16 protein-coding genes are annotated in these 15,738 nt (G+C 74.6%); 12 read left to right on the forward strand and 4 right to left on the reverse strand.

The features are described 5' to 3' along the window. Positions 1–41: 41 nt before the first annotated feature. Positions 42–1,715 (forward strand): phosphoenolpyruvate--protein phosphotransferase, encoded by a 1,674-nt coding sequence (gene ptsP, locus PO879_RS01585; RefSeq protein ID WP_278236200.1) that lies wholly within the window; start codon positions 42–44, stop codon positions 1,713–1,715. Between the two features lie 28 nt (positions 1,716–1,743). Here the strand turns inward: ptsP and PO879_RS01590 are convergent, their stop codons facing one another. Together PO879_RS01590 and PO879_RS01595 are read right to left on the reverse strand one after the other, a co-directional pair. Beyond that, complete coding sequence (locus tag PO879_RS01590; RefSeq protein ID WP_278236201.1) at positions 1,744–2,028, reverse strand: HPr family phosphocarrier protein; 285 nt, start codon at positions 2,026–2,028, stop codon at positions 1,744–1,746. Between the two features lie 114 nt (positions 2,029–2,142). Beyond that, positions 2,143–2,979: an aldo/keto reductase gene (locus tag PO879_RS01595; RefSeq protein ID WP_278236202.1), complete on the reverse strand. Its 837-nt coding sequence runs from the start codon at positions 2,977–2,979 to the stop codon at positions 2,143–2,145. Positions 2,980–2,988: 9 nt separating this feature from the next. On the opposite strand from PO879_RS01595, the gene PO879_RS01600 reads away from it, so the two are divergent. The 8 genes from PO879_RS01600 (at position 2,989) to mnhG (ending at position 11,681) form a co-directional block, all read left to right on the forward strand. Beyond that, on the forward strand, positions 2,989–3,261 hold the full coding sequence (locus PO879_RS01600) for a hypothetical protein (protein WP_278236203.1): 273 nt from the start codon (positions 2,989–2,991) through the stop codon (positions 3,259–3,261). Beyond that, positions 3,233–5,299 (forward strand): NHL domain-containing thioredoxin family protein, encoded by a 2,067-nt coding sequence (locus PO879_RS01605; RefSeq protein WP_278236204.1) that lies wholly within the window; start codon positions 3,233–3,235, stop codon positions 5,297–5,299. Before PO879_RS01600 ends, PO879_RS01605 begins: the two co-directional genes overlap by 29 nt. Before the next feature lie 69 nt (positions 5,300–5,368). After that, positions 5,369–8,272 (forward strand): Na+/H+ antiporter subunit A, encoded by a 2,904-nt coding sequence (locus tag PO879_RS01610; protein ID WP_278236205.1) that lies wholly within the window; start codon positions 5,369–5,371, stop codon positions 8,270–8,272. Continuing rightward, on the forward strand, positions 8,269–8,763 hold the full coding sequence (locus PO879_RS01615) for a Na(+)/H(+) antiporter subunit C (protein WP_278236206.1): 495 nt from the start codon (positions 8,269–8,271) through the stop codon (positions 8,761–8,763). The genes PO879_RS01610 and PO879_RS01615 overlap by 4 nt, the downstream gene beginning before the upstream one ends. Next, positions 8,760–10,379 (forward strand): Na+/H+ antiporter subunit D, encoded by a 1,620-nt coding sequence (locus tag PO879_RS01620; protein WP_278236207.1) that lies wholly within the window; start codon positions 8,760–8,762, stop codon positions 10,377–10,379. The genes PO879_RS01615 and PO879_RS01620 overlap by 4 nt, the downstream gene beginning before the upstream one ends. Then, positions 10,376–10,957: a Na+/H+ antiporter subunit E gene (locus PO879_RS01625; protein ID WP_278236208.1), complete on the forward strand. Its 582-nt coding sequence runs from the start codon at positions 10,376–10,378 to the stop codon at positions 10,955–10,957. The genes PO879_RS01620 and PO879_RS01625 overlap by 4 nt, the downstream gene beginning before the upstream one ends. Continuing rightward, entirely contained in the window at positions 10,954–11,319 is a 366-nt protein-coding gene (locus tag PO879_RS01630; RefSeq protein WP_278236209.1) for a monovalent cation/H+ antiporter complex subunit F, read from the forward strand. The genes PO879_RS01625 and PO879_RS01630 overlap by 4 nt, the downstream gene beginning before the upstream one ends. After that, on the forward strand, positions 11,316–11,681 hold the full coding sequence (mnhG, locus tag PO879_RS01635) for a monovalent cation/H(+) antiporter subunit G (RefSeq protein WP_278236210.1): 366 nt from the start codon (positions 11,316–11,318) through the stop codon (positions 11,679–11,681). The genes PO879_RS01630 and mnhG overlap by 4 nt, the downstream gene beginning before the upstream one ends. On the opposite strand, the gene PO879_RS01640 is transcribed toward mnhG, so the two are convergent. After that, positions 11,678–12,322: an HAD family hydrolase gene (locus PO879_RS01640; protein WP_278236211.1), complete on the reverse strand. Its 645-nt coding sequence runs from the start codon at positions 12,320–12,322 to the stop codon at positions 11,678–11,680. The genes mnhG and PO879_RS01640 overlap by 4 nt on opposite strands. 99 nt (positions 12,323–12,421) lie before the next feature. Between PO879_RS01640 and PO879_RS01645 the strand changes: the two genes are divergently transcribed. After that, positions 12,422–13,282, forward strand: a complete 861-nt coding sequence (locus tag PO879_RS01645) for a sugar phosphate isomerase/epimerase (protein ID WP_278236212.1) — start codon at positions 12,422–12,424, stop codon at positions 13,280–13,282. Between the two features lie 7 nt (positions 13,283–13,289). Here the strand turns inward: PO879_RS01645 and PO879_RS01650 are convergent, their stop codons facing one another. After that, complete coding sequence (locus PO879_RS01650) at positions 13,290–13,895, reverse strand: TetR/AcrR family transcriptional regulator (RefSeq protein ID WP_278236213.1); 606 nt, start codon at positions 13,893–13,895, stop codon at positions 13,290–13,292. A 52-nt stretch (positions 13,896–13,947) separates the two neighbouring features. Between PO879_RS01650 and PO879_RS01655 the strand changes: the two genes are divergently transcribed. Both PO879_RS01655 and PO879_RS01660 read left to right on the forward strand, forming a co-directional pair. Beyond that, on the forward strand, positions 13,948–14,496 hold the full coding sequence (locus PO879_RS01655; RefSeq protein WP_278236214.1) for a DinB family protein: 549 nt from the start codon (positions 13,948–13,950) through the stop codon (positions 14,494–14,496). 69 nt (positions 14,497–14,565) lie between these two features. Then, positions 14,566–15,579, forward strand: a complete 1,014-nt coding sequence (locus tag PO879_RS01660) for a hypothetical protein (RefSeq protein WP_278236215.1) — start codon at positions 14,566–14,568, stop codon at positions 15,577–15,579. Positions 15,580–15,738 lie beyond the last annotated feature (159 nt).

A 15,738-nucleotide genomic window follows, 5' to 3' on the forward strand; every position in this document is an offset into this window, starting at 1 on the left:
CGGGTGCGGGACCGGTGGGGCGGACGGAGGCCACGGAAGCGATGAGCACCACTCTCTCAGGAGCGCCGGTCAGCCCCGGCCGGGCCGCCGGCCCGGCCGCGACCATGCCTCCGCCGGTGCCCGAGCCCCGCACGACGCGGCTCGGCGGCGAGGACGTGGAGGCCGCCGTCGGGCACCTCACCGCGGCCGCCCGCGCCGTGCGGGACGAGCTCACCGACCGGGCGGGACGGGCGACCGGCACCGCGGCCGACCTGCTCGCCGTCACCGCGGCGATGGCGGCGGACCCGGCCCTGGTGGCGGACGCCGAGCGCCGCATCCGGAACGACCACCTCACCCCGGAGCGCGCGATCTGGGACGCCGCGCGCGGCCTGATCAAGCAGTTCGAGAAGCTCGGCCCGCCGCTCGCCGAGCGCGCCCGCGACGTGGGGGACGTCCGCGACCGCATCGTCGCCGAGCTCATCGGCGTCCGCCCGCCCGGCGTCCCCCGCCTGGACCACCCGTTCGTGCTCGTCGGGGACGACCTCGCCCCGGCCGACACCGCCACGCTCGACCCCGAGGTCGTCCTCGGCGTGGTCACCAGCGGCGGCGGGCCGACCTCGCACACCGCCATCCTCGCCCGGGCGCTGGGGATCCCGGCCGTCGTGGCGGTCCGCGGCGCCGAGGAGATCGCCGACGGCGACACGGTGCTGCTCGACGGGTCCGCGGGGGTCGTGGTCCTCGACCCCGACCCCGACACCGTCGCGGCCGCGCAGCAGCACGAGGCGGAGCGGCGGGTGTTCGACGGCACCGGGCGCACCGCCGACGGCACGCGCGTCGAGCTGCTCGCCAACGTCGCCGACCCGGCCGGGGCGCAGGCCGCGCTCGAGGCGTCGGCCGAGGGCGTCGGGCTGTTCCGCACGGAGTTCTGCTTCCTCGGCCGCAGCACCGAACCGGGCGTCTCCGAGCAGGTGGCCGCCTACCGCCAGGTGCTCTCCGCCTTCCCGCGGCGCAAGGTCGTGGTGCGCACCCTCGACGCGGGGGCCGACAAGCCGCTGCCCTTCGTCACCGCCGACGGCGAGCCGAACCCGGCGCTCGGGGTCCGCGGCCTGCGCACCGCGGCCACGCGGCCCGGGGTGCTCGACCGGCAGCTGCAGGCGATCGCCGTGGCGGCCGAGGCCGAGAACGCCGAGGTGTGGGTGATGGCCCCGATGGTCGCCACCGCCGGCGAGGCCGCCGACTTCGTCGCCGCGTGCGAGGCGCACGGGCTGCGGACCGCCGGGGTGATGGTCGAGGTGCCCGCCGCGGCGCTGCGGTCCGCCGACGTGTTCGCGCACGCCGCCTTCGGCTCGATCGGCACCAACGACCTCATCCAGTACACGATGGCGGCCGACCGCATGCTCGGCGAGCTCGCCGCCCTGTCCACGCCGTGGCAGCCCGCGGTGCTGGAGCTGATCCGCGCGACCTGCACCGGTGCCGCCCAGCACGACCGTCCCGTCGGGGTGTGCGGCGAGGCGGCGGCCGACGCCACCCTCGCGCCGGTGCTCGTCGGGCTGGGCGTGCGGTCGCTGTCGATGACGCCGCGGGCGCTCGCCGACGTCGCGGCGGTCCTCGAGCGGGTCACGTTCGACGAGTGCGTCGACCTCGCGCGGCTGGCCCTGGCCGAGTCCGACCCGATGGTGGCGCGGCACGCGGTGCGGGACGCGATCCGGCCGGTGCTCACCGACCTCGGGCTCTGACCGGGCCGGCGGCCCGGCCCGGGACGGCTCAGGACGGCTCGGGGTCGCTGAGGAACTCCTCGAGCCGGTCCAGCGCCGCGGCGGCGGCGTCCTCGTCGGTCCCCGGTGCGCCGTCGTCGACCGAGAGCGTGACCGAGGTGCCGGCGTCGGCCCCGAGGGTCATCACCGCGAGGATGCTCGCGGCGTCGACGGGGTCGCCGCCGTCCCGGGCGATCCGGACGGGGACGGGTTGGGACGCCGCGAGGCGGGTGAACAGGGCCGCCGGGCGGGCGTGCAGCCCCTCGCGGATCGCGACGACGGTGTGGCGCTCCATGACGACATTCTGCCCGCTCCCACCCGCGTTGTGGGCATGAAATCTGCAACGCCGCGCCGGAGATCACCTGCAGATTTCATGCCCACAACCCGGGGCCGGGGGTGGCGGGGCTTCTCAGCGGTCGGTCCTGTTCTCCCGGTCGGGGTGGGAACCCTGCCGCTCGCCGCGGTCCAGGGCGGTGATCGCCGCGACCTCGTCCTCGCTCAGCGCGACGTCCACGGCGCGCAGGTTCGAGGCGATCCGCGACGGCGTCACGGACTTGGGGATGACGACGACGCCGCGGGCCAGGTGCCAGGCGAGGACGACCTGGGCCGGCGTGGCGCCGTGGTCCTCCGCGATCCCGGTGATCACCGGGTCCTCGAGCACGGCGCCGCGACCGAGCGGCGACCAGGCCTCGGTGGTGATGCCGTGGCTCTCGTCGAAGTAGCGCACGTCGGCGTTCGTGAACCACGGGTGCATCTCGATCTGGTTCACCGCGGGCACGACGGTGGACTCGTCCAGGAGGGTGCGCAGGTGGGCGGGCTGGAAGTTCGAGACCCCGATGGCGCGGGCGCGGCCGGAGCGCAGGATCTCCTCCAGGGCCCGCCACGCCTCCAGGTACCGCCCGACGGCGGGCAGCGGCCAGTGGATGAGGAACAGGTCCACGAACTCGAGCTGCAGCTCGGACAGGGTCCGGTCGAAGGAGGCCAGGGCGTCGTCGTAGGCGTGGTGGCCGTTGTTCAGCTTGCTGGTCACGAAGACCTCGCCACGCGGCAGGCCGGAGGCTGCGATGGCGTCGCCGACGCCGCGCTCGTTGCGGTACATCTGCGCGGTGTCGATGTGCCGGTACCCCGCCTCGAGGGCGCTGAGCACGGCGTCGCGGGTCTCGTCGTCGCCGATCTTGTAGGTCCCGAAGCCGAGCTGGGGGATCGGGACGCCGTTGTTCAGGGTCACGGTGGGAATCGTCGTCACCGGTCCATCGTGGCACTGCTGGGCGCCGCGGGGGACAATGGTGCCCAGGAGGTGGTGGCGATGGCCACGATCGACCAGGCCCGTGCCGCCAAGCGGTCGCTGCGGGAGCGCATCGCGCAGGTCGACGGCGTGTGCGGAGTCGGGCTCGCCCAGCGCGGCGACGCCCACGACTGGGTGCTGCAGGTGAACGTCACCACGGTCGGCGCCCGCAAGGACGTCCCGCCGGCGGTCGAGGGCGTGCCGGTGCGGGTGCATGTGGTGGGGGCCGTCCAGGCGCTGTGACAATGGGGCGGTGAGCACCACCCCCGCCCTGCCCAAGGTCCGCGCGTCGGAGCTCGTCGGCCGTGGCTGGTTGAACACCGGCGGCCGCGACCTGGACCTGGCCGCCCTGCGCGGCAAGATCGTCGTGCTGGACTTCTGGACCTTCTGCTGCCTGAACTGCCTGCACGTCCTGGACGAGCTGCGCGAGCTCGAGGAGGCGCACCGCGACGTCCTGGTGATCGTCGGCGTGCACTCGCCCAAGTTCGCCCACGAGGCCGACCCGGACGCCCTGGCCGCCGCGGTCGAGCGCTACGACGTGCGCCACCCCGTCCTGGACGACCCGGAGCTCGTGACCTGGGACGCCTACACCGCGCGGGCGTGGCCCACGCTGGTCGTGGTCGACCCGGAGGGCTACGTCGTGGCCCAGATGGCCGGGGAGGGGCACGCCTCGGCGGTGGAGGCGCTGGTGCGCGACCTCGTGGCCGAGCACGACGCCAAGGGGACCCTGCACCGCGGTGACGGCCCCTACGTGCCGCCGATGCCGGAGCCGACCACGCTGCGGTTCCCCGCGGCGGCGCTGACCCTGCCGGGCGGCACCCTGCTGGTGGCCGACGCCGGGCACCACGCGCTGGCCGAGCTCGCGTCCGACGGCGAGACCCTGGTGCGGCGCATCGGCTCCGGCGAGCGCGGCCTGGCCGACGGCGGTCCCGGCCCCGACGGCGCCCACGCCGCCCGGTTCAGCGAGCCGAACGGGCTGTGCCTCGTGCCCGAGCGCCTGCGCCCGCAGCTCGGCTACGACGTCCTGGTGGCCGACACCGTCAACCACGCCCTGCGCGGTGTACACCTGGAGTCCGGTCAGGTGTACACCGTCGCCGGCACCGGTCACCAGTACATGGTCGGCGGTCAGGAGAACGTCGAGCTGCCGGGCCGGGCGCCCCGTGCGCACGCCGCCGACGAGGAGCTGCCCGCGACGTCGGTCCGGCTGTCCTCCCCGTGGGACGTGGCCTGGTCCGGCCCGCTGGGCGCGTTCGTGGTCGCGACGGCCGGGAACCACACCCTGTGGGCGTTCGACCCGGCGGCGTCCGACGGGCACGGCAGCCTGCGCCTCCTGGCGGGCACGATGAACGAGGGGCTCGAGGACGGGCCCGGCGAGCAGGCGTGGTTCGCCCAGCCCTCCCGGCTCGCGCCGACCCTCGACGACGACCGTCGGCCCGACGGCGGGTTCTGGCTCGCCGACGCCGAGACCTCGGCGCTGCGCCGGGTCGTGCCCGCCGCCGACGACCCGGCCGACGACCCGGCCGACACCGACGGTGGCAGCCCCGCCGTCGTGGTGCGGACCGCCGTCGGGCAGGGGCTGTACGACTTCGGGCACCGGGACGGAACCGCCGACCAGGCGCTGCTGCAGCACCCCCTCGGGGTCGCCACGCTGCCGGACGGTTCCGCCGTCGTCGCCGACACCTACAACGGCGCGCTGCGCCGGTACGACCCGCGCAGCGGACTCGTCACCACCCTCGCGACCGGGCTGGCCGAACCGAGCGACGTCGTCGTGCAGGCCGACGACACCGCCGTGCACCTGCTCGTCGTGGAGTCCGCCGCGCACCGGCTGACCCGCGTGGCGCTGCCTGCGGACCTGGCCGGCGAGGTGCTGGACGCGGGCGCGCACCGCGTCGCCCGGGAGGCGACCGCGATCAGCGGCGGAGCGGTGCGCCTCGAGGTGCCGTTCACCCCGGCGCCCGGCCAGAAGCTCGACGACCGCTTCGGACCGTCGACCGAGCTGCGGATCAGCGCCACCCCGCCCGAGCTGCTGCTCGACGGCGCCGGCGACGGCACGGATCTGCGGCGCGTCCTGCGCGTCGACCCCGCCGTCGGCGAGGGCGTCCTGCACGTCACCGCGAAGGCGGCCTCCTGCGACCTGCCGCCCGACGACGTGGTGCTCGGCCCGGACGGCGAGCCGGAGGACTTCTTCCCGGCCTGCCACCTCGCCCAGCAGGACTGGGGAGTGCCGGTGACGGTCGCGGCCGACGGCGCCGCGACGCTCACCCTGCCCCTGCGCGGCTGACCTCCGTCGGGACGGCACGCCCCGGCACCGTTAGAGTCATGTCCCCGCCCCACGACCGGACGGAGTGCCGTGCTGCCAGTCCTGCTGCTGACGTTCGCACTGGCCCTGTCGGCGCCCGTCCTCGTGGCCCGGCTCGGCCGGCGTGCGTTCTGGATCCTCGCCCTGGGTCCTGCCGCCGCCGCGGGCTACGCGCTGGCGAGCACGACGGCGGTGCTGGACGGCCGGTACCCGGTCACCAGCATCCCGTGGGTGCCGGGGCTGGACCTGTCCCTGGACCTGCGCCTCGACGCGCTCTCCTGGCTCATGCTGCTCGTCGTCGGCGGGGTCGGCGCCCTGGTGCTGGTGTACTGCTCGGCCTACTTCGCCCGGGACGCGTTCGGCACCGGGCGGTTCGCCGCGACGCTCACCGCGTTCTCGGGAGCGATGATCGGCCTGGTGGTCGCCGACGACCTGCTGCTGCTCTTCGTCTTCTGGGAGCTGACCACGGTCTTCTCCTACCTGCTGATCGGCCACTACGCCGACCGCAAGGCGTCGCGGCGGGCCGCGATGCAGGCCATCGTCGTCACCACGGCCGGCGGACTGGTCATGCTGGTCGGGCTCATCGTGCTCGGCGTCTCGACCGGCACCTGGCGGCTCTCCGAGGTCGTGGCCGCGCCGCCCACGGGAACCGCCGCCGTCGTGGCGTCGCTGTGCCTGGTCGCCGGCGCCGCGACCAAGTCGGCGCTCGTGCCGTTCCACTTCTGGCTGCCCGCCGCGATGGCGGCGCCCACGCCGGTCTCGGCGTACCTGCACGCGGCGGCCATGGTGAAGGCCGGCGTCTACCTGGTGGCGCGGTTCGCGCCCGGCCTGTCCGGGGAGCCGGTGTGGCGGTGGTCCGTGGTCGCCCTCGGCGGGGCGACCCTGCTCGTCGGCGGCTACCGGGCGCTGCGTCAGCACGACCTCAAGCTCGTGCTGGCCTTCGGCACGGTCTCCCAGCTCGGTCTGCTCGTGCTGCTGCTCGGGCTGGGCACGCGGGCGGCCGCGCTCGCGGGCCTGGCCCTGCTCGGCGCGCACGCGATGTTCAAGGCGACGATGTTCCTCGTGGTCGGGGCCGTCGACGTCGCGACCGGCACGCGTGACCTGCGCCGGCTGTCCGGGCTGTGGCGGGCGATGCCGGTCACGGCCGCCGCCGGGCTGCTGGCCACCGCCTCCATGATCGGGGTGCCGCCGACGGCGGGCTACGTCGCCAAGGAGGCCGCCCTGGAGGGTCTCTGGCACGACGTGACCCACGGGGCGGACGCGCTGGAGGTGGCCGCGCTGGCCGCCGTCGTCGTCGGCTCGATCCTCACCGTGACCTACGGGCTGCGGTTCTGGTGGGGCGCGTTCGGCACCAAGGCGTCGCCGGCCGACGGCGGCGCGCCCGACGGCGGCACCCCGGCCGTGCCGCACCGCCGTCAGCCCGTGCTCCTGGTCGCCCCGCCCGCGGTGCTCGCCCTCGGCGGCCTGCTCGTCGCGCTCGTGCCGTCGGCCGGGGAGCGGGTGCTGGCCCCCTACGCCGACACCTACCCGGCGGGGGACCCGGGGCACCTGGTGCTGTGGGGCGGCCTGACGCCCGCGCTGGCGACCTCCGCCGTGGTGCTCGCGGCCGGCGCCGTGCTGTTCTGGCAGCGCGTGCGCGTGGAGCGCTGGCAGTCCGCGATGCCGTCCCCGCGCGGCGCCGACGTCGTCTACCGGCGGTCGATGCGCCGCCTGGACGACCTCGCCGCCGACGTCACCGGCGCCACCCAGCGCGGCTCCCTGCCGTTCTACCTCGGCATCGTGCTGGTGGTCCTCGCCGTGGCTCCCGGCGCGGTCATCCTGTCCGGGCTGCTCTCGGGCAGCACGGTCGCCGTCGACGTCGTGCCGTGGGACCGGCCGGCGCAGGCCGCGGTCGTGGGGATCGTCGTCGTGGCGGCCGTGCTCGCGACGCGCGCCCGGCGGCGGCTCAAGGCCGTCGTCCTCGTCGGGGTGGCCGGCTACGCCAACGCCGCGCTGTTCCTGCTGCACGGTGCGCCGGACCTGGCGCTCACCCAGGTCCTCGTCGAGACGGTGACGCTCGTGGTGCTGGTCCTCGTGCTGCGCCGCCTGCCGCCCTACTTCACCGACCGGCCGCTGGCCGCCAGCCGGTGGGTGCGCCTCGCCCTGGGCGTGACGACGGGGGTGGTCATGATGGCGCTCACCCTCGCGGCGCCCCTGGCGCGCGTGCAGCAGCCCATCAGCGTCGACTTCCCCGCGGAGTCCGTCGAGTACGGCAGCGGGCGCAACATCGTCAACGTCACGCTCGTCGACATCCGCGCCTGGGACACCGTGGGCGAGCTGTCGGTGCTGCTCGTCGCCGCCACGGGCGTCGCGTCCCTGGTCTTCCTGCGCCAGCGCAGCGGAGCGGTGCTGCGGCTGTCCCGGGCACCCGGCGCCGACCGCGACGACGGCGGCCCGCGCCGCGGCGTGTGGCTCGCCGCCGGCCGCACCCTGACTCCCGAGCGCCGGTCGGTGATGTTCGAGATCGTCACGCGACTGGTCTTCCACGCGATGGTCGTGTTCGCGCTGTTCCTGCTGTTCAGCGGTCACAACTCCACCGGCGGCGGGTTCGCGGCCGGCATGGTGGTCGGGATCGCCCTGGCGGTCCGCTACCTCGCCGGCGGCCGGTACGAGCTCGGCGAGGCGATGCCCGTGCCGCCGGGCCTGCTGCTCGGCACCGGCCTCTTCCTGTCGGCCGGCGTGGGGCTCGTCGCCCTGCTGGGCGGCAACGAGGTGCTGGAGAGCTTCACCTACGACGTCCACGTCCCGCTGCTGGGCGACGTCCACCTGGTGACGTCGCTGTTCTTCGACGTCGGGGTGATGCTGCTGGTGGTCGGCCTCGTCCTGGACCTGCTGCGCACGCTCGGCGCGGAGATCGACCGGCAGGGCGAGCTGCCGGAGAACGTCGTGGCCGTCGTGGGGGAGGGGTCGCGATGATCGTCCTGGAGAACACCCCGTCGGCGGTGCTCGTGCTTGCCGTCGGCGTGCTGTGCGGCGCCGGCGTCTACCTCCTGCTGGAGCGCCCGCTGACGCGGGTCCTGCTCGGGTTCATCCTGCTCAGCAACGGGGTGAACCTCATGCTGCTCGTCGCGGGCGGCCGGGCCGGCGCGTCGCCGATCGTCGGCAACGCGGGCGACGAGCCGATGAGCGACCCGCTGGCGCAGGCCATGACCCTCACGGCGATCGTCATCACCCTCGGGCTGTCGGCGTTCATCCTGGCGCTCGCGTACCGGTCCTGGCAGCTGCACGGCCACGACGAGGTCGCCGACGACGTCGAGGACCGCCGCGTCGCCCGGCAGGCGGCGCTCAACGCCCCCGCCTACGAGGACGCGGACGCCGCCGAGACCGGCGAGTCGCTCGACGAGGAGGCCGCCACGGTGCACGACGAGGTCGCGGGCGACGACGCCGGGACGGAGGCGGGCCGATGATCCCCGCCGCCTGGGGGCCTGAGACCCTCGTCCCGCTGCCGGTGCTCGTGCCGCTGTTCGCCGCGGGCCTGACGCTGGCGCTGCACCGGTACGCCAACGTCCAGCGCACGATCTCCGTCGTCGCGCTCGTCGCGGCGACCGCGGCCTCCGTGGGACTCGTGTTCGCGGCCGACGGCGGTCCCGTCGTCGTCGACGTCGGCGGCTGGGCCGCACCGGTCGGCATCGCGCTGGTCGCCGACCGGCTGGCCGCCCTGATGCTCACGGTCAGCGGCGTCATGCTGCTGTGCGTGCTGCTGTACTCGCTGGGTCAGGGCGTGCCCGAGAGCGAGGCGGAGACCGTCGACGAGGCGCGCGTCGGCGGCGCGATCCCGGTGGCGATCTTCCACCCGACCTACCTGGTGCTGGCCGCCGGTGTCTCCAACGCGTTCCTCACCGGGGACCTGTTCAACCTCTACGTCGGGTTCGAGATCCTGCTCGCCGCCTCGGCCGTGCTGCTGACGCTCGGCGGCACCGCCGAACGGGTCCGGGCCGGGTCGGTGTACCTCATCGTGGCGCTGGCGTCCTCGGTGCTCTTCCTCGCGGCGATCGCCCTGATCTACGCGGCCACCGGCACGATCAACATGGCCCAGCTCGCCGTGCGCCTGCCCGAGATCGACGACACCGTCCGCGTGGCCCTGCAGCTCCTGCTGCTGCTGGCGTTCGGCATCAAGGCGGCCGTCTTCCCGCTGTCCTTCTGGCTGCCGGACTCCTACCCGACGGCACCCGCGCCGGTCACGGCGGTGTTCGCCGGCCTGCTGACCAAGGTCGGCGTGTACTCGATCCTGCGCACCCAGACGCTGATCTTCCCGGACAGCCCGGTCGTGGACCAGATCCTGCTCGTCGTCGCGCTGGCCACCATGGTGATCGGCATCCTCGGCGCCGTGGCGCAGAACGACGTCAAACGGCTCCTGTCCTTCACGCTGGTCAGCCACATCGGGTTCATGATCTTCGGCGTCGCGCTGGCCTCGGAGGCCGGGACCGCCGCCGCGATCTTCTACGTCGTGCACCACATCTCGGTGCAGACGGCGTTGTTCCTCGTGGTGGGGCTGGTCGAGTGGCGCGGCGGGTCCACGTCGCTCGACCGGCTCGGCGGGCTGGCCAAGCTCGCCCCGCTGCTGGCGGTGCTGTTCTTCGTCCCGGCGCTGAACCTGGCGGGCATCCCGCCGCTGTCGGGGTTCCTCGGCAAGGTCGGGCTGCTCACCGAGGGCGTGCGCGACGGCACCCCGCTGGCGTGGGCCCTGGTGATCGGCTCCGTGGTGACCTCCCTGCTGACCCTCTACGCGGTGGTCAAGGCGTGGAACAAGGCGTTCTGGCAGACGGCGCCCGCCGAGGTCCCCGAGCACGCCCCGATGCCGCGCAGCATGGTCTGGCCGGCCGCGGCCCTGGTGACCTTCGGCGTCTCGCTGACCGTCGTCGCGGGCCCGCTGTACGGGTACGCCGACCGCTCCGCGGCCACGACGATGGACGGGTACACCTACATCGAGGCCGTGTACCCGGGCGGGTCCGACCGGGGCACGGGGCAGTCCGTGGACGTCACGGACGCCCAGACCGACGGCTCGGACGGGGGTGACGGATGACCGGCGCCGAGTCGGAGCACGCGCGGGGCGGCCTCGGCCGGGTCCTGGCCCAGTGGCCCGCCCTGGTCGGGCTGACCCTGGTCTGGGTGCTGCTGTGGGGGCAGCTCTCGTGGGGCAACGTCGTGGGCGGGCTGCTGCTGGCGGTGCTCGTCGTCGTCGCCTTCCCGCTGCCGCCGATCCCGTCGCGGGGGACGTTCCGCCCGGTGCCGTTCGCCGGTCTGCTCGGCCGGTTCGTCACCGACCTCGTGGTGGCCTCGTTCCAGGTCGCGTGGGTCGCGGTCCGGCCCGGGCCCCAGCCCCAGGGCGCCGTCGTGCAGGTCCGGCTGCGCAATCCGGACGACGTCTACCTCACGACCACGGCCGTGCTGTCCACGCTGGTGCCCGGCACGATGATCGTGGAGGCCGAGCGGGACACCGGGATGCTGTCCGTGCACGTGCTGGACATCGAGGGCTCCGGCGGCCCGGACGGGGTGCGGCGGTACCTGCTGGACCTGGAGGACCGGGTGCTGCGCAGCTTCGCGCCCCGGGACGTGCTCGCGCGCTGCGCGGCGCAGGACGGGACGGAGGGGACCCGATGACCGTCGTCGTCGTGGTGGCCGCGGTGATGGTGGCCGTGGCCGCGCTGCTGGCCCTGGTGCGCATCGAGCGCGGGCCGTCGATGCTCGACCGCGCGCTCGGGCTGGACCTGCTCGCAGCGACCCTCGTGGGGGCGATCGCGATCGAGGCGGCCTGGAACCGGCGGACCGAGACCATCCCGATCCTCGTCGCCCTGTCCCTCGTGGGCTTCGTCGGCTCGGTGGCCATCGCGCGCTTCGCCGCCCGGGAGCCGTCGCGCGCGGAGCGCCGGGCCGTGGACGACCGGGCTGCAGAAGACCGGGCTGCGGACGACCGGGCTGCGGACGACCGGCCTGCGGACGACCGGGCGGAGGAGGACCGATGACCGAGGTCGAACCGGGCTTCTGGACGACCGTCGCCGACGTGGTCGCCGGCGTGAGCCTGCTCGCCGGGGCGTTCCTGACCCTCGCGGCGGCGGTCGGGGCGCTGCGCTTCGACTCGTTGCTGGCGCGCATGCACGCGATCACCAAGCCGCAGGTGCTCGGGCTGGTCCTGCTGCTGCTCGGGCTCGCGCTCCGGGTCCGCAGCTGGTCGGCGGTGGCGATGCTCGTCCTGGTGGTCGTCTTCCAGCTCGCGACGGCGCCGGTGTCCGCCCACCTGGTCAGCCGTGCCGGCTTCCGCACCGGCAAGGTCGACCCGGACGCGCTGGTGCCCAACGAGATGGACCCCGAGGCGCGCCGGGACTAGCGGGTCAGCAGGGCCAGGAGCTCGTGCAGGGAGTCGACGACGTCGACCCGCGCGGCCTCGGGGCGGGTCGCGTGCCAGTAGCCCCACGGGCCGCGACGGATCAGCACGGGCCGCATCCCGGCGTCGGCGGCGGGGAGCACGTCGTTGTCCAGCCGGTCGCCCACGTAGGCGATCTGGGACGCCGGGTGGCCGGCGAGCTCGGCGACCCGCGCGAAGAACTCGGGCGCGGGCTTCTCCACCCCCCACTCGTCGGAGGTGCGGATGCTGTCCACGGGCAGGTCCATCGCCTCGAGCGCCGCCCGGGCCTGGGGCGGCTGGTTCCCGGCGACGACGACGGCGAGACCGGCCTCGCGCAGGGCGGCCAGCGCCGGCCGGACGTCGGCGTAGAGGTCGTCGGCGTCGAAGTTCTCCCGCAGCCCCGCGGGGTCCTCGAGCGCCCACCGGTCGATCTCGCCGCCCAGGTCGAGGCCCGGGCGGGCGAGCGCGAAGGCGTCCGCCAGCGGTCGGTCGGTCGCCGCGCAGGCCCCGACCAGCCCGAGGAACGTGCCGCGCGGCACGTCGAGGCGGTCGGCCCACCGCGAGAAGATCCGGGTCTCGTCGATCAACGTCTCGCCGACGTCGAACACCACCGCGCGCACCATGGGACGCAGCGTAACCGGCGGCCCGCGACCGCAGCGGCCGGGGGCATTCGGGGGTAACGTGTCCAGCGTTCTTTCAGGTGGCCGACCTAGGGTGGCGACATGGCCGAGACGCCGATTCCCGTGACACTCTCCACCGCGTCGGTGTACCCGCGCCGCGCGGCCTTCGCCTTCGAGGCGGCCGCCGAGATCGGGTACGACGGCGTCGAGGTCATGGTCTGGTCGGACCCCGCGACGCAGGACCCGGCCGCGCTGTCCCGGCTGGCCGAGAGGTCCGGGGTGCCGATCCGGTCCATCCACGCGCCGACGCTGCTCATCAGTCAGCGGGTGTGGGGACGGTCCCCGGCGGACAAGCTGGCCCGCACGGTGGACATGGCCGCCGAGCTGGGCGCCGGCACCGTCGTCGTGCACCCCCCGTTCCGCTGGCAGTACAAGTACGCCCGCGGGTTCGAGGAGCAGGTGCGCGAGCTCAACGCCTCCGGCCCGGTCACCGTGGCGGTGGAGAACATGTACCCGTGGCGGCCGCACTCCCGCCTCGACCGGGAGCTCAAGGCGTACCTGCCGGGCTGGGACCCGTCCGAGCACAACTACGACGCCGTGACGCTCGACCTGTCGCACGCCGCCATCGCCCAGCAGGACGGCCTGGACCTCGTCCGCGAGTTCGGGGACCGCCTGCGGCACCTGCACCTGGCCGACGGCACGTTCAACATCCGCGACGAGCACCTGGTCCCGGGCCGCGGCGACATGCACTGCGACAAGGTGCTCACCGAGCTGGCCCACAACGGCTTCAGCGGCGACGTCGTGCTGGAGATCTCCACCCGCAAGGCCCGCGACGCCCACGAGCGGCACACGGACCTGGTGGCGGCCCTGGAGTTCGCCCGCGCCTACCTCGCTCCGGTCCCGGTGCCGTACACGCCGCCGGAGCCCGAGCACCGCCACCGGCCCTCCGACGCCTGGTGGTGACAGGCGGTCAGGCCGCCATCTGGGGCCGCGCGCCGACCGCGCGCAGCACGAACGTCTCGGTCGCCCGGATGGTGCGCTCGCGCCCCTCGGGGTCGCTGGGGATGAGACGCCCCGACAGGCAGGCGTTGACGAGCTGCACGGTGGGCTCGATGTCCTGGGGCGGGAAGGCGCCCGTCTCGACGCCCTCGCGCAGGATGCGCTTGAGGATCGACTCGACGATCTCGGCGTGCTCGCGCAGCCGGGCCTGGGTGGTCCGCGACAGCACGGTGCGCAGGTCCGGACCCGGCGCGAGGTGGAAGACCGTCGTCAGCTGCGCCTGCTGGCGGATGTAGGTGCGCAGCTGCATGACGGGGTCGTCGACCTCGGTCAGCGCGCGCTCGAGGGTGTGGGCGTACTGCTCGGTCTCGTGGGTGATGAAGCCCAGCAGCAGGGCTTCCTTGTCCGCGAAGTGGTTGTACACGGCGGTGCGCCCCACGCCGGCGGCCTGCGCGATGTCGGCCAGCGTGATCGTGTCGAACCCCCGCTCGGCCATGAGCGTGGACAGCGCCGCGAACAGCTTGTGCCGGGTCATCTGGCGGTGCTCGTGAAGACTCTTGCCGATGATCTTGGGCATGCTGACAGCATAGGGCCCCGCCGTCAGGTCGGTGCCCGGTATCGTGCCGGCTGTGAGCGACGACACTTCGCCGGTCGGACCGGACGAGATCGAGCCGGACACCAAGGACTGGACCTGGGTGGTCGAGCAGCCGTGCCCGGCGTGCGGGTTCGACCCCGCCGACGTCGACCCCCTCGCGGTGGGGGACGCCGTGCGGGCCCTCGTGCCGCGCTGGCGGGCCGTCCTCGCCCGGCCCGGCGTGCGCCGTCGTCCCGTCCCGCAGGTGTGGTCCCCGCTGGAGTACGGCGCCCACGTGCGCGACGTCTTCGGGGTCTTCGACGAGCGGCTCGCGCTCATGCTGGCCACCGACGGGGCGGCCTTCGCGAACTGGGACCAGGACGCCGCGGCGCTCGCGGGCGGGTACGCCGCGCTGGACCCCGCCCGGGTGGCCGACGAGCTCGCCGTCGCGGGTGCCGCGGTCGCTGACCGGTTCGACACCGTGGCGGAGCAGGACCTGGAGCGCGTCGGGCGGCGCTCGAACGGCTCGGTCTTCACGGTCCGCACGTTCGGGCGGTACTTCCTGCACGACGTCGTCCACCACCTGGACGACGTCGACGGCTGAGGCGAGTCGTAACACGGTCGTCACACGAGGGGGTCCCCCGGGAACGCCGAGGGGAGTAGCGTCCGCGACATGTCGTACGTCCAGGCGCTCGTCCCCCCGGAGCACGCGTCGAACCACCTGCTCGTCCTGCCCGGCACGACCGACGTCGCCGTCGTGCGTCGCCTGGCGGAGGCATGGTTCGCGGACGTCCGCTGGCTCAAGGAGCCGGCGGCCCGGTCCGGGGCGTCACAACCGATGACCGGCGCCCGCTTCCGCGGGATGACGGCGGCACCGGCCGACCCCCAGGACGTCGGGCCGGGCGTCCTGGGCATCGGGGCCGACCACGGCGCGGCCGGACCCTTCACCGGGTCGCAGGACGCCGCGGCCCAGCTCGGGATGCCGGAGGACGTCCGCGTCTTCGCCCTCGGCCGGGTCGACGGGATGTTCGACCGGCGTGGCGGCCGGCCCGCCTCGCTCGACGACCGGGACGGCATCGCCCGGGCGTTCGTCGCCGGCCTGCCGGAGGGCGAGGAGCTCCGCCTGGTCCAGTGGGGCGTGGCGGTGGCCCGCAAGCTCGGTGGCCTCGTCCTGGCCGACGGCCGGCAGCTCCTGCGGCCGGACCCGGGCGGCTCGGTGGACCTGCGGCTGTTCTCGGCGCACCCGATCGCCTCGGCCGACCTGCTCGCCCTGCTGCGGTCCGTGGTGGCGACGGCGGAGCTCGACGCGGAGTCGGTGGGTCCTGACGGCTCGGCCACCTTCCGGCTGGTGGCGCGGACGCCGTACGACGGCACCCTGACCCTGGACGCCCAGCGCGTGGACCGCGTGCCGCGGGCGCTGGTCGACATCGACCCCGCCGAGTACGGGCCGTTCGCGGTGACGGTCCGCTGGGTCCCCCAGGACCCCTACGAGCTCCGGCTCGAGCAGCCCTCCGGGCTCCACGTCATCGCGCGGACGCGCATGCGGGCGATGGCCGCCCGGCTGGCCCTGCTGACGCACGCCCGGACCGGGGGCGTGCTGGTCGACGACGGTGCGTTCGTCGCCACGACGGCCGAGATCGAGCGGCGCCTGGACGACCAGCAGTCCTCGACGCGGGCATGGGTCTGACCAGCGAGTTGTCCACAGGTGTGTGGATCCGTGTCGAGCGTGGTACTGTCCGCGCCGCTCGTCGGTGAACGCCGCGCGACCTGCCGGTGTCGCCCCGCCGTGGACCGGTCTCCTGCGCCGTCCCTGACGTCCCGAAACCCCGAGATCCTGCGGTTCTGA

This window comes from Isoptericola sp. AK164, assembly GCF_029643425.1.
Lineage (GTDB): Bacteria > Actinomycetota > Actinomycetes > Actinomycetales > Cellulomonadaceae > Isoptericola > Isoptericola haloaureus.